This window comes from Burkholderia sp. AU33545, assembly GCF_020419685.1.
In the GTDB taxonomy this organism is placed as follows: Bacteria; Pseudomonadota; Gammaproteobacteria; order Burkholderiales; family Burkholderiaceae; genus Burkholderia; species Burkholderia diffusa.
Window position 1 is genome coordinate 721109 of sequence record NZ_JAIZRQ010000002.1, and the last position, 21851, is coordinate 742959.

Consider the following 21851-nt stretch of genomic DNA (forward strand, 5'->3'; position numbering starts at 1 on the left):
GCGTTTCCTCGGAAAAGGCTTGCGGTCGCGGGATGCGCCGCAAGATTGTCGAATGTCTGCCCGCGATTGTTGTCCGCGCAACGTGGCATCAATATGAAGGTCGACGAAGGAATTCGTCGTGCAACGCCGAGCCCGTTATCACCGGTACCGATCCCAACGCTCACGTTCCTGCGCCTGCGACGCCGGCCTGCCCTCTCGCCATCTTCATCCTGCGACGGAGCATCCCAGGATGACGGCCTCCCGGCCAGGCAAGCCATACCGCGTCGAGATCGGGAACGGGGGAGCTTCAAACGGGAATCAGGATGCGGAATGCGCTCGTGGCGTCGTTGTTGTTCGCCAGGCAAGTTCCGATAGCGGGCCACGACACCGGATCGTCCGGCGGCGGCGCCTGTCGCGCACGGCGCCTCGTCCGGCGCCACGCGATTATTTCACCGACGCGGCTTCCGATTCACCCGGTGACAGTGCCGCGCTGTCCTGCGCTCGCCACGCGCGGCGCGACGCCATGATCGCCTTCACGGCCGAGCGCGCGACCTTCCACCACGCGAACGGCCGCGGATCGGCGAGCATGCTGAGCGCGCGCGCATAGTCGAGCGTGAGGCCGGGCGTCCAGGCCATCGTCACCGCACGCTTGCGGATCTGCGCGGCGACCCACAGCTCGGGCGTGAGCAGCAGCCGGATGAATGCGCCCCACCCGGCACGCGTGCCCCTGAGCCGCCACACCGCGCCGTCGAGTGCCGCTTCGAGCGCGTTCGAGACAGTGCTCGAGCAGTTGCGGTGCGTGAGGTTGTACGTGACGGTCTGCCGATACGACGACCAGAATGCGGCCAGCTTCGCCGGATCGTAATTGCGGATCCGCACGCGCACGGTCGACGGACACCACGCTTTCGACTCGGTCGCATAGTCGGGCTGGAACAGGCCCGGCACGTCGTTCTCGCGCGTCGCGCGCAGAATCCGCGTGAATTCGTCCGGAGAACGATCGATTTCCACCGCCGGATAGAGGCTGATGTAGACGCCCTCGGGCGACTCCAGCGCCGCATGGCCAGTGGAGATCACGCCGTTGACGTCCACCGCCGCGATGTAGCGGTCGATCACCGGATAGCGCTGGGCTTCGGCCTTCGACGTGCCGGTCGGCGTCCACACGTGCACGGTCAGCGCGTGCTCGTGGTCGGCCGGCGGGCCGTCCCATTCCGATTGCGTGAAGCGCGGGACGTCGGGCGCCGCGTCGATGTCGGGCACGATCGACGGCGCCGGCGATGTGACGAACGCGGGATTGCGCGTCAGCCGCCGCACGCGCGCGGCAAGGCTCAGCATGTGCATCCCGCCAAACATCAGCAGCAGGCCAAGGCAGTACGGCACGGTACCCACATAGTGGGTCGGATACGGCTGATAGAAGAAGACGGCCAGCAGGATCTCGACGACGCCCCACGCGAATGCAACGTTCCAGCGCCGGTAACGCACCATCCATGCGGACGTGCACTGCAGCAGCCCGTCGACGAGGAACAGCGTGCCGAAGATCATCGACAAGAGGAAGTGGCCGTGATGATGGCCCGCGAACACGAGCCCGGCGGCCACCACGACCGCGATGCCCTTCACGTAGCGCAGGATGCGCTGCCCGCCGACGCCGCTGCCAGCCACCGCGAGCGTCGCGAGCCCCTCGATCAGGAACAGCCAGGCGAACAGTTCGATCGGAAAATGCAGCGCACCGTCGAGCGCGTCGACGAAGATGCCGACGCCCGCGACGACCCACAGCCAGCCCAGCACGGTCAGCCCGCGCGAGCGCGTTCGCAGATATTCGATGCCCAGCAGCAGCAAGACCAGTCGTACCATGGCGCCCTCGTATGTTTTTTCGGGATACGCGCTGGCCACGCGTCCCGCGTCGTGCCGACCGCGCGTTCGTGCGATGCGGAAGTCGGAAGCCAGAGCTGACCGGCGCATCATGTTTCAACATGAACAATGACAGCCGGCGCACTCCGCTTTCGCCGAATAATAAGATATGGAGGAGCCGGTTGAAAGCCTGGCGAAAACAATTCCGGTGAGTCCTGACGCCCGACGTCAAGCTCGTCGTGATCCAGGCATCCCCGGAACAACGGCCTACTGATCCATTTCGCAACGCGGCGCCAGTGCGGCCCGCATCCCGAACGGAGCACGAATATGCGCGCCTCACCGCTTCACACCCCGCCGCTCGGCCCGCAACTCAAGCGGTGGCGCACGCTGCATCGCATGAAGCAGAGCCACGCGGCCGAGTTGTTCGGCGTCGCGCAATCGACGATTTCGCGCTGGGAAGCCGGCATCCAGCAGATGTCGCCCGACGAGCGCGCGATGGCCGAGCGGCTGCTTGCCGCGCGCCTGGATTCAGCGGGCGACCACGCGCTCGCCCGGCTGATCGCGAGCAGCACGGCCCGCATGCATCTCGTGTGCGACCTCACGCACCGCCTGCTCGCCTGCTCGCCATCGCGCGCGGCCGAGTTCTCGCGGCCGCTGCCGACGTTGCTCGGCACATCGCTGTGGCGCTACGCGACGCCGGAAATCGTCCGCATGGAAGCCGCGCTCGACCCGCTTGGCTGGCACGATCGCGCGGGGCCGCCGAGCGTCGAATTCGCGACCGGCGCAAATGCATCGCGCGTCGTGCCGATCCGCGGCAGCACCTGCCGATGGACACGGATGACGCTGTCGGACGGCTCCGCCGCGCGGCTCGTCGAAACGTTGTAGCAAGCGCGGCGCGCATATTTCATGCGTGGACGCATCGCGTGCGCGCGACGTACGCTTGAGGGCTCGAATCAAGCACTTCCCTGCCATGAACCTCGACACGATCCACGCGCGGCTCGATTTCCTGCGCGAAGCCGAACGCCTGAAAGACGTGCTGCGCAGCGGCCATACGTCGACCGGGCGCGCCGAAAGCACGGCCGAACACAGCTGGCGGCTGTGCCTGATGGCGCTCGTGTTTGCCGATGCGCTACCCGACGTCGACACGACGAAGCTGCTGAAGCTGTGCGTCGTCCACGATCTCGGCGAAGCGCTGCACGGCGACATCCCTGCGATCGAGCAGGCCGCGCATCCGGACAAGAACGCACACGAACGCGACGACCTGCTGACGCTGACGGCCGGGCTCGATCGCGTGCTGCGCGACGAGATCGTCGCACTGTGGGACGAATACGAGGCGGCGGCATCACCGGAAGCGCGCGCCGCGAAGGCACTCGACAAGCTCGAAACGATCCTCCAGCACAACCAGGGCAGCAATCCGCCGGATTTCGACTACGCGTTCAATCTCGGCTACGGCCGGCGCTACACCGACGCGGCGCCGCTATTCAGCACGATCCGCGCGATCGTCGACGCGGACACGCAACGCCGAATCGACGCTCGCGGCAACGGCGCGTAAGCGCCCCGAACCGCCCGCGCGCGACACCGCGCGCGTCATTCACACACCGTCGCCCCGCGCCTCGCCGGCGCGAACGCCACCGCGCTCGCGGTCGCGAGCACGGCCACGCCAGCCGCGCCGTACACCATCACCCAGCCGAACCCGTGCAAGAGCGCCGCGTGCAGCGCCGCCCCGGTCGGGTCGGCCTTTGCGAGCGCCGGCGCGATCGCCTGCAGCCCATCGGTGCGGCCCGATGCGATCTGCTGCGCCAGCATGCGCAGCGCCCCCGCATCGACCGCCCCCGCGACGCCCGCCTTCAAGCTCGCGACGATCCCCGCAACCAGCACGAAGCCCATCGTCGCGATGTTCAGCGCGAGCGAGATCATCCGCGCGCTCATGTCGATGCCTGACGCCATCCCGGCGCGCGAGCTCGGCACCGCGCCCGTCGTCGTGTTCGTGACCGGCGTGTTGGTGAGCCCGAGCCCGATGCCGGCGATCACGCAGCCTGGCAGCATCGTGAGCCAGCTGGCATGCTCGACGCCGCCGCCGATCCGCATCAACGCAAAGCCGGCCGCGATCGTAAACAGGCCACCCGGAATCACGACACCGGGCCCATAGCGCAGCGCGAGCCGCTCGCCGAACGGCGGCGCGACCAGCGTCGGCAGCGTGTATGCGAGCAGCGCGAGGCCGGCCGTCACGCTGTCGTAGCCGAGCGCGACCTGGAACCAGATCGGCAGGTAGATCATGAACGGCCAGAAGCTGAAGTTCATCCCCATCGAGCCGAAGATCGCGCCGGTGAACGCGCGAATCCGGAACACGGAGAAGTCGAACATCGGCCGCGCGCTCGTGCGCTCCGCGATGAAGAAGCCGGCCAGCGCGAGCACGGTCGCACCGAGCACGCCGAGCCCGGCCGCACTCGTGAGCCCCAGCTCCGCGCTCTGCGTGATGTAGAACGCGAGACCGAGCACGGCAAGCGACAGCGTGACGATACCCGCGACGTCGAGCGTGCCCGCGTGCGGATCGCGCGACTCCCGCACCGCGCCGCCGATCAGCACGAGCGCGACGGCCGCGAGCGGCGCATGCACGAGAAACACCCACGGCCAGCTCGCCAGCGCGACGATCGCGCCGCCGACGAGCGGCCCGAAGCCGAGACCGATCCCGAACACGATCCCCCAGATCCCGAACGCGCGGCCGCGCTCGCGCCCTTCGCGGAATTGGTGCGACAGCACCGCGATCTGGCAGATCAGCATCGCGCCGCCGCTCGCGCCCTGCAGCAGCCGGCCCGCGACCAGCACCGGCACGGTCGGCGCGAGCCCGCACAGCAACGACGTCGCACCGAACAGCACGGTGCCGATCACGTACACGCGCTTGCGGCCGAACCGGTCCGCAAGCGTGCCGGCCGCCATCAGCACCGTCGTGCACGCGATCGTGTACGCGTTCATGATCCACTGCATACCGTTGAAGTCGCCGTGCAGCACGTGTTCGAGCGTCGGCAGGATCACCGGCACGCTCGAGATCTCGAGGCCGAACATCAGCGACGTGAGACAGACGGCCGCGAGCGCGACCGCATTCCTGCGGGAGTCGGATAGCGTCATGCGTATTGCGCGCCGGCCCGGCAACGGGCCGCGCGCCTCCAGTGAGAAGGGTTCGCCGCGCGCGGCCGGCGACGCACGCTGAACGGGAATCGGTACTATAGTGAGAATTTCGCTCCCCATTGACGCGCCTATTTCCACGAACCAGGGAATCACAGGACGCAATCGATCCAACCCGCCATGACTGACAGACTCGACGGCGTAACGACCTTCGTCCAGGTCGTGGAATCCGGCAGCTTCGCGCTCGCCGCGGAACGGCTCGACATGACGCGCTCGGCGGTCGGCAAGGCGATCGCGCGGCTCGAGAAGCGGCTCGGCGCGCGGCTGCTGCAGCGCACGACCCGCAGCCAGAGCCTGACCGACGACGGCCAGGCGTACTACGACCGCTGCGTGCGCGCGCTCGCGGAGCTGGAAGCGGCCGAAGCCGATCTCGATTGCGGCCGCAACGAAGCGCGCGGCAAGCTGCGGCTGAGCGTGCCGCTCGCATTCGGGCATCACTGCGTGACGCCGATCGTGCTCGATCTCGCGCGCACCTATCCGCACCTGCGGATCGACGTGTCGATCACCGACCGTTTCGTCGATCTGGTCGAGGAAGGGATCGACCTCGCGGTACGAATCGGCCCGCTCGCGGACAGCACAAGCCTCGCGGTACGGCGGCTCGGCACGCAATACGGGAGCCTCGGCGCGGCGCCGTCGTATCTCGCGCGCCACGGAATGCCGCAATCGCTCGACGACCTCAGGAACCACCGGACGATCGCGTATTCACGCTCGGGCGTCGCGCAGCCGTGGGACCTGCGCGCGCCGGACGGCTCGAGGGTGCGCATCGACATGCCGCATCAGCTCAGTTTCGACGACGTGCAGGCAATCGCGGCGGCAGGCGCCTCGGGGTTCGGAATCGCTTGGCTGCCGAGCTGGCTGCTCGATCATTACGTGAAGCGCGGCGAAATGGTCGTCGTGCTCGACCGCTGCTTCGTCTGCGAAGGCGACATCCACGCGATCTGGCCGAAAACGCGCTACCTGCCGCGCAAGACGCGCTGCGTGATCGACGCGCTCGTGCAGGCGGTGCCGCCGATGATCGAGCGCTGAGCGCAGACGCGCAGAAAGGAAATGGGTTGAAACCGACGCGCCGCACAGGCGCGTCGGTGCATCGCGTCAACTCACGCCGCGCCAAGATCGGCGAGCGGATGTGCGAACAGTTTCCACGGCGACGTCAGGAAATGCCGCACGCGTTCGGCGCGCAGTTCGACGAGCGACGCCGGCGCCCAGCGCGGCTTGCGATCCTTGTCGACGAGGTGCGCGCGCACGCCTTCGCAGAAGTCGCCCTCCTCGATCGCGCGCGCCACGATGCCGAGCTCCATCCGGAACGACTCGGCGAGCGTCATCTGACGGCCGCGCAGCAGCGCTTCGCGCGTCACGCACAGCATCGTCGGCGAATGGCCGGTGAGTGCGTCGAGCGTCGCCTGCAGCCATTGGCGATGCTCGCGCGCCAGCTCGTCGCGTTCAAGCTCCTGCTTCAGCGTCGCGACGATCCGCTCGACGGTCGAGCGCTTGTCGAAGTGACGAACGATCCACGCCATCTGGCTGTCGAGCGCCGAATGCGGCACGACGTTGCACGGCGGCTCGAACACCTTGCGCAGCGCCGGCAGCACGTCGCCGTCCCATTTGACGCTTTCGATGCGCGTCTCGAACGTATCGAGCCACGACGACGGCACGCACAGGTCGGCGAGCTTCGCGGTCAGCGCGTCGGCACCCGACAGCATCGCGCCCGTCAACCCCACGTACAGCTCGAGTTCGACCGGCATGCGCGACAGGAAATGCGTCGCGCCGACGTCCGGCACGAGGCCGATGCGCGTCTCCGGCATCGCGATCTTGCTGCGCTCGGTCGCGACGCGCAGCGCCGCCCCTTGCGCAAGCCCCATTCCGCCGCCCATCGTCACGCCGTCCATCAGCGCGACGACCGGCTTCGGGAACGCATGGATCGCGTAGTCGAGCCGGTATTCGTCGACGAAGAACGGCAGCCACGTCTCGCGCTGCGCGACCATCCGGTGCAGCGCGCGCACGTCGCCGCCCGCGCAGAAGCCCTTCTCGCCCGCGCCGCGCAGCACGACCGCGACAATCTGGTCATCGGTGCGGCAGCGTTCGAGGTGTGCGGCCAGCTCGCCGATCATCGAATAGGACAACGCATTGAGCGCGGCCGGCCGGTTCAGCGTGATGAGCGCCACGCGGTTCACCACGCGGAACAGCACCTCCGGCGCGGGTTGCGCGAAGCTGTCATGAGTCTTGACCGGCGTGCTCATCGTTGCGGCTCTCCATCGGTATGCCATTGCGGCGCGCGCTTGCCGAGAAACGCGGCCACGCCTTCGCGCGGATCGTTCGTGTCGAACAGATCGACGAAGCGTTCGCGCTCGACCGCGAGCGCCGCGCTGCGCGGCACGCCGCGGCGCGCGAGGCCGATCAGTTCCTTGCTGTATGCAATCGCGTGCGGGCTCTGCCGCGCGACGTTGCGCGCGAGCGCCAGCGCCGCATCGCGTGCCGCGCCGCTTTCGACCACGTCCTCGACGAGGCCGATCCTGAGCGCCGTTGCCGCGTCGACGCGCGTGCCGGCCAGGATGATCTTCTTCGCCCAGCCCTCGCCGACGAGCCAGGGCAGTGTCTGCGTGCCGAGCCCGCACGGCAGCAGGCCGACCGACGGTTCGGGCAGCGCCATCTGCGCGTGCGTCTCCGCGATCCGCAGGTCGCACGCGAGTGCGCATTCGAGGCCGCCGCCCATGGCATAGCCGTTGATCGCCGCGATCGTCACGACACGCGCGTCATGCAGCGCCTCGAACGCCGCGCCAAAGCGCGCGGCCATCGCGCGCGCGACCGCGCGGTCACCGTCGGCGAACGTGTTGAGGTCGGCGCCCGCACTGAAGAACTTCGGGCCGTCGCCGGTGATCACCAGCGCGCGCACGCGCGGGTTCGCGTTCAGTTCGGCGACGGTTTCCTGCAGTTGCCGCAGCCCGTCGGCGGTAAAGGCGTTCGCGGGCGGACGCTTGAGCGTCGCGCACGCGATCGCGCCGTCGTCGACGTAGTCCAGTTCGATCATGAGGCGTCCTTCTTCGTGGCCGGTTGGTACAGGCGGATCACCGCCGAGAAATCGAGTTGCCCGTCGCCGCGGCTGCTCATCGTCTGGTACAGCTGCTGCGCGAGCGCGCCGAGATAGACGGGCTGGCGCGCCTGCTTCGCGGCGTCGTTCGCGAGGCCGAGATCCTTCAGCATCAGGTCGGTGCCGAAGCCGCCGCTGTAGCCGCGCGACGACGGCGCGGTGTCGATCACGCCCGGATACGGGTTGTAGGTGTCCGAGCTCCAGCAACGGCCCGTCGACGTGTTGACGATCCCGGCCAGCACCTTCGGGTCGATGCCGAGCGCGACGCCGAGCGACATCGCCTCCGACACGGCCGCCATCGAGATGCCGAGCACGAGGTTGTTGCATACCTTCGCGACCTGCCCCATCCCCGTCGCGCCGCAATGGACGATGTTCTTGCCCATGCCGGCGAGCACGGGCTTCACGCGCTCGAAATCGGCGTCGCTGCCGCCGACCATGAAGGTCAAGGTGCCTGCCGCCGCGCCGCCGGTGCCGCCCGACACAGGTGCATCGACGAACGCGCCGCCGCGCTCGCGCACGAGCGCGCCGAACGCCTGCGCGCTCGCCGGATCGATCGTGCTCGAATCGATCACGGTCGCGCCGGCGCCGAGGCCGGCCAGCACGCCGTTCTCGCCGGCGAGCACCGAGCGCACGTGCGGCGCGGCCGGCAGCATCGTGATGACGAAGGTCGCGCCCGATGCGGCTTCGCGCGGCGACCCGGCCACCTGCGCGCCGGCGTCCTGCAGCGCGCGCAATGCGTCGGCGCTCAGGTCGAACGCGTGCACTTCATGGCCAGCCTTCAGGAGGTTCAGCGCCATCGGCCCACCCATGTGGCCGAGTCCGATAAATCCGATCTTCATGTTCGTGTCCTCCCCGGCTCAATGCAGCCGGATCGTCGTGTTCACCGGGCCGGCCGTCGTGTCGTCGTCGAACCAGCGCGCGGTGACCGTCTTCGTCTGCGTGTAGAACTGCACGACCTGCTTGCCGTACGGGCCGAGATCACCGAGCTTCGAGCCGCGCGAGCCCGTGAAGCTGAAGAACGGCACGGGCACCGGAATCGGGATGTTGATGCCGACCTGGCCGACGTCGATCTCGCTCTGGAACTTGCGCGCGGCCGCGCCGCTCTGCGTGAAGATGCCCACGCCGTTACCCATCGGGTTCGCATTGACGAGCGCGATCGCTTCGTCGAGCGTGTCGACTTCCATCACGACCAGCACCGGCCCGAAGATTTCATGCGTGTAGATCGTCATGTCGGTCTTCACGCCGGAGAAGATCGTCGGCCCGATGAAGTTGCCTTCCTCGAAGCCGGCGACCTTCACGTCGCGGCCGTCGAGTTCGAGCTTCGCGCCTTCCTTGATGCCCGTGTCGATCAGCGACAGGATGCGCGCCTTCGCGCCGCGCGACACCACCGGCCCGACGTCGGTGCCCGCTTCCGAGCCCGCGTTGACCTTCAGCTGCTTCGCCTTCGCGACGATGTCCGGCAGCCACTCGCGCGCGTTGCCGACCAGCACCGCGACGGAGGTCGCCATGCAGCGCTGGCCAGCCGCGCCGAAGCCGGCGCCGACCAGCGCGTTGATCGCCTGCTCGCGGTTCGCATCGGGCAGCAGGATCGCGTGGTTCTTCGCGCCCATCATCGACTGCACGCGCTTGCCGTGCTGGCTGCCGAGGTTGTACACGTGCGTGCCGACGGCGGTCGAGCCGACGAACGAGATCGCCTTCACGAGCGGATGCGTGCAGATCGCGTCGACCACTTCCTTGCCGCCGTGCACGACGTTCAGCACGCCCTTCGGCACGCCGGCCTCGATCGCCAGTTCGACGAGCGCCATCGTCGACATCGGATCCTGCTCCGACGGTTTCAGCACGAACGTGTTGCCGCACACAATCGCCATCGGGAACATCCACAGCGGAATCATCGCGGGGAAGTTGAACGGCGTGATGCCCGCGCACACGCCGAGCGGCTGGCGCAGCGTGTAGGTGTCGACACCGCCCGCGACGTTCTCCGCGAATTCGCCGAGCTGCAGCGTGCCGACCGAGCACGCGTGCTCGACCACTTCGAGGCCGCGGAAGATGTCGCCTTCGGCGTCGGGCAGCGTCTTGCCCTGCTCGGCCGTCAGCGTCTTCGCGATGCGCTGCAGGTTCGCGCGCACGAGATCCTGGAACTTCAGCATGATGCGCATGCGCGCGGAAATCGGCGTGTTCTTCCATGTCGCATACGCGGCGTGCGCGGCCTGCACGGCCGCGTCGACTTCCGCGACGGTCGCGAACGGCACGCGCGCGAGGACCTGCTGCGTCGCCGGGTTGACGATGTCGCGCCACTCGCTCGTGGTGGACTCGACGAAGGCGCCGTCGATCAGCAGCTTGACCGTCGGCACGTCTTGCCCCGTGCGGGGCGTCGGATTCGCGTTCATCGATGCACTCTCCTTGCAGTGGGCCGTGTCGCGTCATGCAACGCGCGGCCGGTTCAATCGGTGTCGCGGGCGACGGCCGCGACATGCGGCACGCGGCCCACGGCAGGTCATTTCAGTTCGGCGGCGAAATCTTCTTCCCAGTATTCGCCGGGCATCCGCGTGGTTGCATCGTCGCCGCGCTCGATCTCGCGGCGGCGCAGCTCGACGCGGCGGATCTTCCCCGAGATGGTCTTCGGCAGCTCCGCGAACTGCAGGCGCCGGATGCGCTTGTACGGCGCGAGTTTCTCGCGCGAGAAGCGGAAGATCTCCAGCGCGAGCGCGGGACTTTCCTCATACCCCTGGCGCAGCGTGATGAAGGTCTTCGGCACCGACAGCCGCACCGGGTCCGGGCTCGGCACGACGGCCGCTTCCGCGATCGCCGGATGCTCGATCAGCACGCTTTCGAGTTCGAACGGGCTCAGCCGGTAGTCGGACGACTTGAACACGTCGTCCGCGCGGCCGATGTACACGTAGTAGCCGTCGTCGCCGCGCATCGCGATGTCCGACGTGCGGTAATGGCCGTCGCGCATCGCGTGGGCCGTCGCGTCCGGATTGTTCGCATAGCCGTTCATCAGGCCGACCGGGCGCGTCACGCCCGCGCCGATCGGCAGCGCGACCTCGCCTTCGCTGACGGGCGCGCCGTCCGGGTCGAGCAGCGCGATCCGGTAGCCGGGCAGCGGGCGCCCCATCGAACCGGCGACGACGGGCTGGCCCGGTGTGTTGCCGATCAGGCAGGTCGTCTCGGTCTGGCCGTAGCCGTCGCGAATCGTGATGCCCCACGCCTTCTTCACGCGCTCGATGATCTCGGGATTCAGCGGCTCGCCGGCGCCGACGATCTCGCGCAGCTTCACGTCGAACGACGCGAGCGGCTGCTGCACGAGCATGCGCCACACCGTCGGCGGCGCGCACAGCGTGGTCACCTGGTATTTGACGAGCGCGTCGAGCACGACCTTCGGCTCGAAGCGCGCGTAGTTGAACGCGAACACGCACGCCTGTGCATTCCATGGCGCGAAGAAGCAGCTCCACGCGTGCTTCGCCCAGCCCGGCGAGCTGATGTTCCAGTGAATGTCGCCCGGCTGCAGGCCAACCCAGTACATCGTCGACAGGTGCCCGACCGGATAGGTGCGGTGCGTATGCTCGACGAGCTTCGGCTTCGAGGTCGTGCCCGACGTGAAGTACAGCAGCATCGGATCGTTCGCGTGCGTGATGGCGTCGGGCTCGAACGCGGCGCTCGCCGCGTAGCCGTCGTTCATCGCGAGCCAGCCCGCGCGCGGCGCGCCGGCGACGATCTTCTGCTTGAGGCCGAGATCGGCCTGTTCGAATTTCGCGGTTTCGTTCTCGTCGACGATCGCGTATTTCGCGCCGCCGATCTGCACGCGATCGCGCACGTCGTCGGCCGACAGCTGCGTGGTCGCGGGCAACACGATCGCGCCGAGCTTCATCGCGGCGAGCATCGCGTCCCACAGCTCGACACGGTTCGGCAGCATCAGCAGGATCCGGTCGCCGCGCACGACGCCGATGCCGCGCAGCCAGTTCGCGACCCGCGACGAGCGCTCGGACATCTGCGCGAACGAATACGGGTCGCCCGTGCCGGTTGCCGCGTCGACGATCCACAGCGCGGGCTTGTCGTTGCCGCGCGCCATCGGGTCGAAGTAGTCGAGCGCCCAGTTGAACGCATCGAGCACCGGCCATTCGAAATCGCGGTATGCGGTTTCGTAGTCGGTGCGATGGCGCAGCAGAAAGTCGCGTGCGTCCAGGAATGCCTGTACCGTCATCGTGTCGTCTCCTGTCTCCTGTCGACGAGAGTCGGCGCATCAACGCTTGCTCTCATCCCATGCCTCGTGCGGTCGGTCCAGTGCATGTGCTGCAGCGCATGCCCGGTTCCGTGTCGCGCGGCGCACGGTCACGTCGTTGCGTGCCGCGATTGCCGCGCTGCCTTCGTGCCCTGCCTGTTTGCCTGCCTGTCTGGTTCTTCGCGTGGTTGTCGGTGGAGCGCGCGTCGCGATTCAGGACTCAAAGCTCTCGCGCGATCACCATCCGCTGCACTTCGCTGGTGCCCTCGTAGATCTGCGTGATGCGCGCGTCGCGATAGTGACGCTCGACTTCGTAATCGACGAGGTAGCCGTAACCGCCGTGGATCTGGATCGCGTCCGAACACACGCGCTCGGCCATCTCGGACGCGAACAGCTTCGCCTGCGATGCTTCGGACAGGCACGGCAGCCCCGCCGTGCGCAGCTTTGCCGCGTGATGCACGAGCAGGCGCGCCGCGTTGATCTGCGTGGCCATGTCGGCCAGCTTCTGCTGGATCGCCTGGTGCTCGGCGATCGGCTTGCCGAACTGCACGCGCTCGCGCGCATAGCGGCGCGCCTTGTCGAACGCGGCACGCGCGATGCCGAGCGCCTGCGCGGCAATGCCGATGCGCCCGCCTTCCAGGTTCGACAGCGCGATCTTCAGCCCTTCGCCGCGATTGCCGAGCAGGTTTTCTTCCGGAATCGCGCAGTTCTCGAACGTGATCGGGCATGTGTCGGATGCGCGGATGCCCATCTTCTTTTCCGGCTTGCCGACGATGAAGCCCGGCGTGTCGGTCGGCACCAGGAACGCGGAAATGCCGCGCTTGCCGGCTTCCGGGTCGGTCATGGCAAAAACGATCGCGACCCCGGCGCGCTGGCCGTTGGTCACGAACTGCTTCGCGCCGTTCAACACCCACTTGCCGTCGCGCAGTTCCGCCCGCGTACGCAGGTTGTTCGCCTCGGAGCCGGCCTGCGGCTCGGTCAGGCAGAACGCACCGATGATGCGGCCCGCCGCCATCTCGGCCAGCCAGCGATCCTTCTGCGCGGGCGTACCGAAACCGAGGATCGGCCCGCAGCCGACCGAGTTGTGCACGCTCATCAGCGTCGCGCACGCGGCATCGCCGGCGGCGATTTCCTCAATCGCCAGCGCGTAGGCGACGTAATCCGTATATGCGCCGCCCAGCTCCTGCGGCACGATCATCCCGAGCAGGCCGAGTTCGCCGAGCTGCGCGACGACGGCGTCGGGCAGGTGCGCGTCGTGGTCCCACTGCGCGGCGTTCGGTGCCAGCACCTCGGTGGCAAAAGCACGCGCGGCGTCGCGGATCATCCGCTGGTCTTCGGTGTAAAGCTCGTCCATGGCGCTGCTGTCTCCTGCGGCCGCGTGCCGCGACCGACCTTTCGTTTCGATGCAACAAGTGTAGGCAAGCGCGCGCGACTGTTCGATGCTCGCGCCGCTCATTTACACTGAGCGTTTTTGCCATACCGGCGGCTTCGATGAAGCAGGAAGACAAGGGAACCGTCGCGATCAGCCTCGTCGCCTACAGCGTCGCGCTCGCCACCCGGCGCGGCGTCGCGGCCGAGCCGCTGCTCGCGCAAGCCGGCATCGCGCCCGCGCTGCTCGCGCAGCCGCGTGCGCGGGTGTCCGCGCAGCAGTACGGGGCGCTGTGGAACGCCATTGCGCGCGCGCTCGACGACGAGTTTTTCGGGCAGGATCGCCACCCGATGCGCAGCGGCAGCTTCATCGCGATGAGCCAGGCGGCGCTGTCCGCGAAGGACGGGCTGCATGCGATGGCGCGCGCGGTGAATTTCATGCACTGCGTGCTCGACGACCTGCACGCGGAGCTCGACGCCAACCCGCAGCGCGTGCGGCTGCGTTTTGTGCACCGCAACAGCACCTCGGCGCCCGCGATGTTCACGTACGCGACCTATTTCATCATCGTGTACGGGCTCACCTGCTGGTTGATCGGGCGACGCATCCCGCTGCTCCACGCGAGCTTCCGTTGCGACACGCCGCCGGCCGACCACGAATACCCGTCGATGCTGTGCGACGACATGCGGTTCAACCAGCCCGATTCGTATGTCGATTTCGATCCCGAATTCGCCACGCTGCCGGTCGTGCAGAACGCCAGGACGCTGAAAACGTTCCTGCGCAACGCGCCGGCCAGCTTCATCGTCAAGTACCGCAACCCGAACGCGCTCGCGCAACGCGTGCGCACGGTGCTGCGCGGCATGCCGCCCGCCGCGTGGCCCGGCGCCGACGGGATGGCCGCGCGGCTGCACGTGGCCGAGGCGACGCTGCGCCGCAAGCTGCACCAGGAAGGCCACGCGTACCAGTCGATCAAGGACACGCTGCGGCGCGACCTCGCGTTCGAGGCGCTGGCCGATCCGTCGCGGACCATCGCCGACGTCGCAGCGGCCACCGGTTTCGCGGAACCGAGCGCGTTCTACCGCGCGTTTCGCAAATGGAGCGGGCGCAGCCCGGCCGAATACCGGCAAGAAGCGCTCGCGCGCGGCGGCGGCGCCGGCTGAATCAGCGGCCTGCCGCCGCACCTTCGCGCTTTCCGCGGAAACCGCCTAATCTTCAATCATCGGGCCAACGCCCTTTACGCGAGCCGGACGGCGTGCGGCTGCGCGCCACCCGGACGCCCCGATGCGCATTCACCGTCATGGGCCGCCGCCGGCACCTGTATCGCCCGGCGGCCGTCCCCGTCACCCGCTGTCCGCGCGGGTCGCGCGCGCCGCGCTGTTCGCGGCGCTGCTCGTCGTGTGCGCGGCGGTTGCCGCCCCGCCCCCCGCCGCCGCACCCGCGGCCGCGCCGCCGGTGTTCGTGATTCCGGTCAACGGCGCGATCGGGCCGGCCAGCGCCGACTTCATCGTCCGCTCGCTCGAGCGCGCGGCGCGCGAGCACGCGCCGCTCGCAATCCTGCAACTCGATACGCCCGGCGGGCTCGACACGTCGATGCGGCAGATCATCAAGGCGATCCTCGGCTCGCCGGTGCCGGTCGCCGCGTTCGTCGCGCCAGGTGGCGCACGGGCCGCGAGCGCCGGTACCTATATCGTCTACGCGAGCCACATCGCCGCGATGGCGCCCGGCACCAATCTCGGCGCGGCGTCGCCGGTGCAGTTCGGGATCGGCGGTGGCGCGCCGGGGACGCCAGGCGCGCCCCGAGCGCCCCCAGCCGGGGCATCGGGTGCCGCCGGTGCATCCGCGACGCCGGCCGAGCTGCCGAACGATACGCAGTCGACCGAGATCCGCAAGGCGACCCAGGACGCCGCCGCGTACATCCGCGGCCTCGCGCAGTTGCGCGGACGCAATGCCGCATGGGCCGAGCGCGCGGTGCGCGAGGCATTGAGCCTGTCCGCGACCGAGGCGCGCGCGCAGCATGTCGTCGACCTGATCGCGCAGGACCCGGCCGACCTCGCGCGCCAAGTCGACGGCCGCACCGTGACGACGACGGCCGGCACGCTGCACGTCGCGACCGCGCATGCGCCGCTCGTCGTGCTCGCGCCCGACTGGCGCAGCCGCTTCCTGTCGATCATTGCCGATCCGAACGTCGCGCTGATCCTGCTGACGATCGGCATCTACGGTCTCTTCTTCGAATTCGCGAATCCCGGGTTCGTGCTGCCGGGCGTCGCCGGCACCATCTGCCTGCTGATCGGGCTGTTCGCGATGCAATTGCTGCCGATCAGCTATGCGGGCCTCGGGCTCGTGCTGCTCGGGCTCGGCTGCCTCGTCGCCGAGGCGTTCCTGCCGACCTTCGGCGTGCTCGGTTTCGGCGGAATCGTGTCGTTTACGATCGGCGCATTGATGCTGATCGATACCGACGTGCCCGGCTACGGTATTCCGTGGCCCGTGATCGGGAGCCTCGCGCTCGGCGGCGGGCTGCTCGTCGCGGGCGTGTCGAGCGTCGCGCTGCGCGCGCGGCGGCGGCCGGTCGTGACGGGCGCCGAGGCGATGGTCGGCAGCATCGGCGAAGTGCTCGACGACGGTTTGCAGGCCGACCAGCCGCACGGCGCGGCCGGCCCCGCACCATCGGCCGCGGGCTGGGCGCGCGTGCATGGCGAGCGCTGGCGCGTTGCGAGCAGCGTGCCGCTCGCCGCGGGCTGCCGCGTGCGCGTCACCGGCCGCCAGGGGCTGACGCTCACGGTCGCACCGCTCTACGACGTGCCGGCACACGAACAACAACACCAGGGAGCACCGTCATGATGGGCTACACGTTTGGCTTCAGCAGCGTCCTGATCGTCTTCGTCGTGGTGCTCGTCGCATCGTCGATCCGCATCTTTCGCGAGTACGAGCGCGGCGTGGTGTTCATGCTCGGCCGCTTCTGGAAAGTAAAGGGGCCGGGGCTCGTGCTGATCATCCCGATCGTCCAGCAGGTCGTGCGGATCGACCTGCGCACCGTCGTGTTCGACGTGCCGCCGCAGGACGTGATCACGCGCGACAACGTGTCGGTGAAGGTGAATGCGGTCGTGTATTTCCGCGTCGTCGATCCGGAGAAGGCCGTGATCCAGGTCGCGCGCTTCTTCGACGCGACGAGCCAGCTCTCGCAGACGACACTGCGCTCGGTGCTGGGCAAGCACGAGCTCGATGCGCTGCTGGCCGAGCGCGAGCAGCTGAATGCCGACATCCAGAAGACGCTCGACGCGCAAACGGATGCGTGGGGGATCAAGGTGTCGACGGTCGAGATCAAGCACGTCGACCTGAACGAGACGATGGTGCGCGCGATCGCGCGGCAGGCCGAGGCCGAGCGCGAACGGCGCGCGAAGGTGATTCATGCGGAGGGCGAGCTGCAGGCGTCGGAGAAACTGCTGCAGGCCGCGCAGCGGCTCGCGCAGGAGCCGCAGGCGATGCAGCTGCGCTATCTGCAGACGCTGACGACGATCGCGGCGGACAAGAACTCGACGATCGTGTTTCCGCTGCCGATCGATCTGCTGGGGGCGCTGCTGGACCGGTTGGGCTCGCCGCGCGAGCATTGAGCCGCGCGGGCGCCGGCCCGCACGACGCCGCAGCCGATGCCGATGCCGACGGGCGCCCGGCCGCGGCGGCCCGGCGCCCGGCCCGCGTCAGGCCAGCAGCTTGCGGTCGGTCTTGCCGTACTTGATCGACTTCTCGTCCGGAATCATCAGGCCCGTGTGCTCGTCGCGGCCCTGCAGCAGGAAGCGGGCGTCCGGGTTGCCGATCTGTTCGGCCGCGAGCTTGCTGTCCGCGCCGATCTCGCCCTTCTTCATCCGGTTGACGATCACACCGGCCGCGGTGTCCTTGAAGTCGCGCAGCATCCATGCGTCGCCGTCGCTGTCGCCGAACACCAGCAGCGGGCCGTAGCCCTTCTTCGATGCGAGGACGTTGCGGATGCCCACCGTCTTGCCGGGACCCCAGTTGAAATGCCAGCCGGCCGGATAGGTGCTCGTGTATTTGCCGTCCTGCATGTCGAGCCGCAGGCCGATCACGTTCTCGGGCGCCACGCCGTAGCCATAGTTCGGATTGCCGGCGAATACGCGCACGACATCGTCGAGCGACGCGGTGCTCACGTACACGTCGATGCCATTCGCACGCAGCGTATGCATCACCGCGCGGATTTCCTCGTGAATGCGGATGCCATGGAAATGCGTGTCGGCCACCACGCCGGCCTTGCCAGGCAGCGCCTTCGGGCTTTCGTAACGGACCTTGCGCAGCGCGTCGCCGATACCGTAGTTGTTCGACGCTTCCGCCATCGCCTGCAGCTCGGCGGTCGTCATGTTCTTGTAGAAGTAGATGATCCACTTGTAGCCGACTTCGAGCGGATGCGTGTCGCAGATCGCGTCGTACATGAAGTACAGCTTCGCGCGAAAATCCTTGAACTGGTCGGTCTCGCGAATCTCGTCGAGGCTCTTGTCGCCGCCGAGGCCCTTGTAGTTCGCATGGAGCCAGCGGTAGTCGGATTCGACGTCGGCGGCGAGATCCTCCATCGTCACCGGCTTGCCGTCGACGGTCGTGTAGTCCCTCATGAACGCGCCCTTCGGCACGTCCTTCCACATCACATCGACGAACTCGTCCGGGGTCAGTTTGTACTGCAGATGGTTGATCTGGTACATCAGCAACGCCTCTTCGCAGTCGTTCATGATGCACGTGTTGTCCCAGTCGAATACCGCATACGGGCGGCGCTTTCCGTCGTAGCGCGCGCTCGCGACGCCATGCTGGTCGAGCACCGCCTGCAGGCGCGCGGCGTTGAACGGCGACCAGCGGCCCGGGTCGAGCGCGTCCGGCGCGGTTGCGCTCTTCGCGCCGGCCATGCCGGCCTTGAGCATCAGCGGCGTCGCAGCGGCCGCCGCGGCAAGGGTGTTCATGAACTTGCGGCGTTGCATGGTCTCTCTCCGTGGAATTGTCGAATCGGCTTGGGTCATAGCCCCGCGAAGCCGGAAAGGCTTCGAATCGGGGGCGAATGATGTGACGAAATTATTTCGGCAATTTGACAGCGTCTCGCCACGACACGACGGGGAGTTGATCCGGTGCGACATGCCGGGCCTGCGTCGGCACCGCGCGGGGCGCACTCCGGCCGGCTCCCCCCGCACGGAACACGCGCGCGGCGACAGCCATCCGGCCACGACCGCCGGAAACCTAGAGCTTCCCCTCCATTTCGGCCTTCATTAGGAGAAGCCCTCACCTCCGCGTCACGTCGAACCGGCTATGATCTTTACATCGATCAATGACACATTAAATGCTGACTGAATAATTCGCCCTGAATCACCGGCGAATGGATTCCGGATCAGCGCCCCAGCCTTGCACAGGCCCCGCGTCGCCGAAGCGCGAACGCGGGCCGACACATGGAGACGCCTCATGCCCGACCATCCGCTGCCGGAAGTCCATCTCGACGAGCTGCCGCAATTCCGCGCGGTCCAGCAGCTTGCCTATCGCTGCGTCGAGACCGTCGGCGCGATGCTCTATCCCGGCATCACCGAGAAGGAAGCCGCGCGCCTGCTGACCGAATGGCTGCGCGACAACGGCGTGCACGACTGGCTACACAAGCCGTTCGCGTGGTTCGGCGACCGCACCGCGTTCGAAGGTTTCTCCGGCCTGAAGCACATGGGCGGCTTCAACCTCGCGTTCTTCCCGAGCAACCGCCAGCTCGAGACCGACATGCCCGTGATCCTCGACGTCGCGCCGGTGCTCGACGGCATCGTGGCCGACGTCGGCTACGCGCACTGCCTCGGCCACAACCCCATCCTTGAACAGTTGCAGGACGACCTGATGGACCATCGCGACATGATCGTGCGGCTCGTGAAGGAGCGCCGCCCGATGGCCGAGGTCGCGCAGGCGGTGGACGCGCTGTGCCGCCGCCAGGGCGTCGAGCCGCGCCACAAGGCCTATCCGTTCAAGGTGCTCGCGCATCGCGTCGCGAAGATCCACAAGCTGTCGACACCGCGCTTCGTCGCGCGCTTCGGGCTGAACGCGACGCGCAACCTGCTGCTCGACCAGGGCCGCGCGGCGAAGCAGCAAGGCTGGTCGCCGCTGTGGTCGATCGACCGCCGCTCCGAACACGCGCCGGTGCCGGGCCTTTGGGCCGTGGAGCCGCATCTCGGCTTCGCCGGCGTCGGCGCGAAATTCGAGGAACTGCTGGTGATCACCGACGACGACGCGTACTGGCTCGACGACGACCTGCCGCACGTGCGCCGTCGGCAGCGCCGCCAGGCCGAACGCATGCAGGCCGTCGCCTGACACGCACGCGTCTCGCCCTCTTTCCGAATCCCTGAACGACGGACTCACGATGCAGCCTCTTTCCGATGAAGCGCCGCTGGCCCTGTTCGAATCGGTTCACAGCGAGACGGCCGTCGCCTCCGGCGACCTGACGCTCGCGGTCAGGACCTGGGGCGACCCGGCCCGCTCGCCGGTCGTGCTCGTGCACGGCTACCCCGACGACAGCAGCGTCTGGCAGCAGGTCGCGCCGCTGCTCGCGCGCAAGCACTACGTGATCGCCTACGACGTGCGCGGCGCGGGCCTGTCCGGCGCGCCCAAGCGCACGGCCGACTACCACCTCGCGAAGCTGACCGACGACTTCATCGCGGTGATCGACGCGCTCTGCCCCGGCCGCGCGGTGCACCTGATCGCGCACGACTGGGGCTCGATCCAGGGCTGGGAGTTCGTCACGGATCCGCGGCTCGCCGGCCGCATCGCGTCGTACACGTCGTGCTCGGGGCCGTGCCTCGACCACGTCGGCTTCTGGCTGCGCGAACGCGTGCTGCATCCGACGCCCGCGTCGTTAGCCAGGCTCGGCGGGCAGCTCGTGCGCTCGTGGTACGTGTATTTGTTCCATCTGCCGTTCATCCCCGAGCTCGGCTGGCAGCTGTGGCTCGGCCGCGCATGGCCGGGCCTGCTGCGCCGGGTCGAAAAAACCCCCGCCACGCCGCGCGCGACGCAGGCCGACGACGGCGCGCGCGGCGTACGCCTCTATCGCGCGAACTTCATCCGCTGCCTGTTCGCGCCGCGCGAGCGCTACGCGCACGCGCCGGTGCAGACGATCGTGCCGCTCGGCGACAAGTACGTGAGCCCGGCGCTGTCCGAGAACCTGTCGCGCTGGGTGCCGCAGTACTACCGCCGCGAAGTCGCGGCCGGCCACTGGCTGCCGCTCGCCGATCCCGCGCGCTTCGCGGGCCTCGCCGAACAGTTGATCGACGCGGTCGAATCGGGCGACGAGCCGCCCGCGCTCGCGAACGCACGCCGCCGCGCGACCAGCGGCCGCTTCAGCGGCAAGGTCGCGGTCGTCACCGGCGCGGGCAGCGGCATCGGCCGCTGCGCGGCACACGCATTTGCCCGTGAAGGCGCGACCGTCGTCGCGTGCGACATCGATCTCGCGAGCGCCGAGCGCACCGCCCTGCTGCTCGGACTCACCGGCGCGCAGGCGCATGCAAAACGCGTGGACGTCGGCTCCGCCGACGAGATGGAAGCGCTCGCGGCATGGGTCGGCAGCGAACTCGGCGGCGCCGACGTCGTGATCAACAACGCGGGCATCGGCATGGCCGGCGGCATTCTCGACACCAGCGAGCGGCACTGGGAGCGCATCCTGCACGTGAACCTGTGGGGCGTGATCCACGGCTCGCGGCTGTTCGCGCAGCAGATGGCCGCACGCGGCACGGGCGGCCACATCGTCAACACCGCGTCGGCCGCCGCGTTCGGGCCGTCGCGCGACCTGCCCGCGTACGCGACGACGAAGGCCGCCGTGCTGATGCTCGGCGAATGCATGCGCGCGGAACTCGCGGAAAAAGGCATCGGCGTGACGGCCGTCTGCCCGGGCTTCGCGGAAACCGGAATCATGGCGTCGACGCAATACGCGGGCGCCAGCGCACAGGACGAGGCGCGGCTGCGCAAACGCGCGACGAAGCTGTACCAGATGCGCGGCCTGAAGCCGGAAACCGTCGCGCAGGCGATGGTCGACGGCGTGCTGCGCAACCGGCCGGTCGTGGCCGTCGGCACCGAGGCGCACGCACTGCGCTTCGTCGGCCGCTTCATGCCGTGGCTCGGCCGGGTGCTTGCCCGCGTCAGCATGGCATCGCATTGACGGCGCGGCGCGC

At 68.4% G+C, this 21851-nt stretch carries 17 protein-coding genes; 8 read left to right on the top strand and 9 right to left on the bottom strand.

Going from position 1 to position 21851, the window contains the following annotated elements:
* Positions 1-423: 423 nt before the first annotated feature.
* Positions 424-1827, bottom strand: coding sequence for an HdeD family acid-resistance protein (locus LGM71_RS09145; protein WP_226114681.1), 1404 nt, complete (start codon positions 1825-1827; stop codon positions 424-426).
* Between the two features lie 324 nt (positions 1828-2151).
* Here LGM71_RS09145 and LGM71_RS09150 point away from each other — a divergent pair, with 324 nt between their 5' ends.
* Positions 2152-2709, top strand: a complete 558-nt coding sequence (locus LGM71_RS09150; RefSeq protein WP_059600331.1) for a helix-turn-helix domain-containing protein — start codon at positions 2152-2154, stop codon at positions 2707-2709.
* 85 nt (positions 2710-2794) lie between these two features.
* Positions 2795-3376, top strand: a complete 582-nt coding sequence (locus LGM71_RS09155) for an HD domain-containing protein (protein WP_226114682.1) — start codon at positions 2795-2797, stop codon at positions 3374-3376.
* Between the two features lie 35 nt (positions 3377-3411).
* Here the strand turns inward: LGM71_RS09155 and LGM71_RS09160 are convergent, their stop codons facing one another.
* Positions 3412-4950, bottom strand: a complete 1539-nt coding sequence (locus tag LGM71_RS09160) for an MFS transporter (protein ID WP_226114683.1) — start codon at positions 4948-4950, stop codon at positions 3412-3414.
* Between the two features lie 177 nt (positions 4951-5127).
* Here LGM71_RS09160 and LGM71_RS09165 point away from each other — a divergent pair, with 177 nt between their 5' ends.
* Positions 5128-6033: a LysR family transcriptional regulator gene (locus LGM71_RS09165; RefSeq protein WP_226114684.1), complete on the top strand. Its 906-nt coding sequence runs from the start codon at positions 5128-5130 to the stop codon at positions 6031-6033.
* 71 nt (positions 6034-6104) lie between these two features.
* Here LGM71_RS09165 and LGM71_RS09170 read toward each other — a convergent pair whose 3' ends face one another.
* The 6 genes from LGM71_RS09170 to LGM71_RS09195 all read right to left on the bottom strand — a co-directional run bounded on the left by LGM71_RS09170 (position 6105) and on the right by LGM71_RS09195 (position 13665).
* On the bottom strand, positions 6105-7244 hold the full coding sequence (locus tag LGM71_RS09170) for an enoyl-CoA hydratase/isomerase family protein (RefSeq protein ID WP_124622013.1): 1140 nt from the start codon (positions 7242-7244) through the stop codon (positions 6105-6107).
* Positions 7241-8032 (bottom strand): enoyl-CoA hydratase, encoded by a 792-nt coding sequence (locus tag LGM71_RS09175; protein WP_124901160.1) that lies wholly within the window; start codon positions 8030-8032, stop codon positions 7241-7243. Before LGM71_RS09175 ends, LGM71_RS09170 begins: the two co-directional genes overlap by 4 nt.
* Entirely contained in the window at positions 8029-8931 is a 903-nt protein-coding gene (gene mmsB, locus LGM71_RS09180; RefSeq protein WP_059600174.1) for a 3-hydroxyisobutyrate dehydrogenase, read from the bottom strand. The genes LGM71_RS09175 and mmsB overlap by 4 nt, the downstream gene beginning before the upstream one ends.
* Before the next feature lie 18 nt (positions 8932-8949).
* Entirely contained in the window at positions 8950-10479 is a 1530-nt protein-coding gene (locus LGM71_RS09185) for a CoA-acylating methylmalonate-semialdehyde dehydrogenase (RefSeq protein ID WP_124901159.1), read from the bottom strand.
* 107 nt (positions 10480-10586) lie between these two features.
* Positions 10587-12293 (bottom strand): AMP-binding protein, encoded by a 1707-nt coding sequence (locus LGM71_RS09190; protein ID WP_226114685.1) that lies wholly within the window; start codon positions 12291-12293, stop codon positions 10587-10589.
* Positions 12294-12531: 238 nt separating this feature from the next.
* Positions 12532-13665, bottom strand: coding sequence for an acyl-CoA dehydrogenase family protein (locus tag LGM71_RS09195; protein ID WP_124622021.1), 1134 nt, complete (start codon positions 13663-13665; stop codon positions 12532-12534).
* A 137-nt stretch (positions 13666-13802) separates the two neighbouring features.
* On the opposite strand from LGM71_RS09195, the gene LGM71_RS09200 reads away from it, so the two are divergent.
* The 3 genes from LGM71_RS09200 to LGM71_RS09210 all read left to right on the top strand — a co-directional run bounded on the left by LGM71_RS09200 (position 13803) and on the right by LGM71_RS09210 (position 17285).
* Positions 13803-14837 (top strand): AraC family transcriptional regulator, encoded by a 1035-nt coding sequence (locus LGM71_RS09200; RefSeq protein ID WP_226114686.1) that lies wholly within the window; start codon positions 13803-13805, stop codon positions 14835-14837.
* Between the two features lie 121 nt (positions 14838-14958).
* On the top strand, positions 14959-16515 hold the full coding sequence (locus tag LGM71_RS09205; RefSeq protein WP_059600178.1) for an NfeD family protein: 1557 nt from the start codon (positions 14959-14961) through the stop codon (positions 16513-16515).
* Complete coding sequence (locus LGM71_RS09210) at positions 16512-17285, top strand: slipin family protein (protein ID WP_059600179.1); 774 nt, start codon at positions 16512-16514, stop codon at positions 17283-17285. The genes LGM71_RS09205 and LGM71_RS09210 overlap by 4 nt, the downstream gene beginning before the upstream one ends.
* A gap of 87 nt (positions 17286-17372) precedes the next feature.
* Here the strand turns inward: LGM71_RS09210 and LGM71_RS09215 are convergent, their stop codons facing one another.
* Positions 17373-18650 (bottom strand): haloacid dehalogenase-like hydrolase, encoded by a 1278-nt coding sequence (locus LGM71_RS09215; RefSeq protein WP_226114687.1) that lies wholly within the window; start codon positions 18648-18650, stop codon positions 17373-17375.
* 472 nt (positions 18651-19122) lie between these two features.
* Here LGM71_RS09215 and LGM71_RS09220 point away from each other — a divergent pair, with 472 nt between their 5' ends.
* Both LGM71_RS09220 and LGM71_RS09225 read left to right on the top strand, forming a co-directional pair.
* Positions 19123-20001 carry a M24 family metallopeptidase gene (locus LGM71_RS09220; RefSeq protein WP_124622029.1) on the top strand — a complete coding sequence of 293 codons (879 nt, stop codon included), beginning with the start codon at positions 19123-19125 and terminating at the stop codon, positions 19999-20001.
* A 49-nt stretch (positions 20002-20050) separates the two neighbouring features.
* Positions 20051-21838: an SDR family oxidoreductase gene (locus LGM71_RS09225; protein WP_226114688.1), complete on the top strand. Its 1788-nt coding sequence runs from the start codon at positions 20051-20053 to the stop codon at positions 21836-21838.
* The last annotated feature ends 13 nt before the right edge of the window (positions 21839-21851 follow it).

What these genes read in the sequence shown, in the direction of transcription:
- mmsB (WP_059600174.1), bottom strand. Translation starts at nt 8,931, where the DNA reads ATGAAGATCGGATTTATCGGACTCGGCCACATGGGTGGGCCGATGGCG.
- LGM71_RS09205 (WP_059600178.1), top strand. Translation starts at nt 14,959, where the DNA reads ATGCGCATTCACCGTCATGGGCCGCCGCCGGCACCTGTATCGCCCGGC.
- LGM71_RS09150 (WP_059600331.1), top strand. Translation starts at nt 2,152, where the DNA reads ATGCGCGCCTCACCGCTTCACACCCCGCCGCTCGGCCCGCAACTCAAG.
- LGM71_RS09190 (WP_226114685.1), bottom strand. Translation starts at nt 12,293, where the DNA reads ATGACGGTACAGGCATTCCTGGACGCACGCGACTTTCTGCTGCGCCAT.
- LGM71_RS09145 (WP_226114681.1), bottom strand. Translation starts at nt 1,827, where the DNA reads ATGGTACGACTGGTCTTGCTGCTGCTGGGCATCGAATATCTGCGAACG.
- LGM71_RS09220 (WP_124622029.1), top strand. Translation starts at nt 19,123, where the DNA reads ATGCCCGACCATCCGCTGCCGGAAGTCCATCTCGACGAGCTGCCGCAA.
- LGM71_RS09225 (WP_226114688.1), top strand. Translation starts at nt 20,051, where the DNA reads ATGCAGCCTCTTTCCGATGAAGCGCCGCTGGCCCTGTTCGAATCGGTT.
- LGM71_RS09200 (WP_226114686.1), top strand. Translation starts at nt 13,803, where the DNA reads ATGAAGCAGGAAGACAAGGGAACCGTCGCGATCAGCCTCGTCGCCTAC.
- LGM71_RS09155 (WP_226114682.1), top strand. Translation starts at nt 2,795, where the DNA reads ATGAACCTCGACACGATCCACGCGCGGCTCGATTTCCTGCGCGAAGCC.
- LGM71_RS09185 (WP_124901159.1), bottom strand. Translation starts at nt 10,479, where the DNA reads ATGAACGCGAATCCGACGCCCCGCACGGGGCAAGACGTGCCGACGGTC.
- LGM71_RS09215 (WP_226114687.1), bottom strand. Translation starts at nt 18,650, where the DNA reads ATGCAACGCCGCAAGTTCATGAACACCCTTGCCGCGGCGGCCGCTGCG.
- LGM71_RS09165 (WP_226114684.1), top strand. Translation starts at nt 5,128, where the DNA reads ATGACTGACAGACTCGACGGCGTAACGACCTTCGTCCAGGTCGTGGAA.
- LGM71_RS09160 (WP_226114683.1), bottom strand. Translation starts at nt 4,950, where the DNA reads ATGACGCTATCCGACTCCCGCAGGAATGCGGTCGCGCTCGCGGCCGTC.
- LGM71_RS09170 (WP_124622013.1), bottom strand. Translation starts at nt 7,244, where the DNA reads ATGAGCACGCCGGTCAAGACTCATGACAGCTTCGCGCAACCCGCGCCG.
- LGM71_RS09210 (WP_059600179.1), top strand. Translation starts at nt 16,512, where the DNA reads ATGATGGGCTACACGTTTGGCTTCAGCAGCGTCCTGATCGTCTTCGTC.
- LGM71_RS09175 (WP_124901160.1), bottom strand. Translation starts at nt 8,032, where the DNA reads ATGATCGAACTGGACTACGTCGACGACGGCGCGATCGCGTGCGCGACG.
- LGM71_RS09195 (WP_124622021.1), bottom strand. Translation starts at nt 13,665, where the DNA reads ATGGACGAGCTTTACACCGAAGACCAGCGGATGATCCGCGACGCCGCG.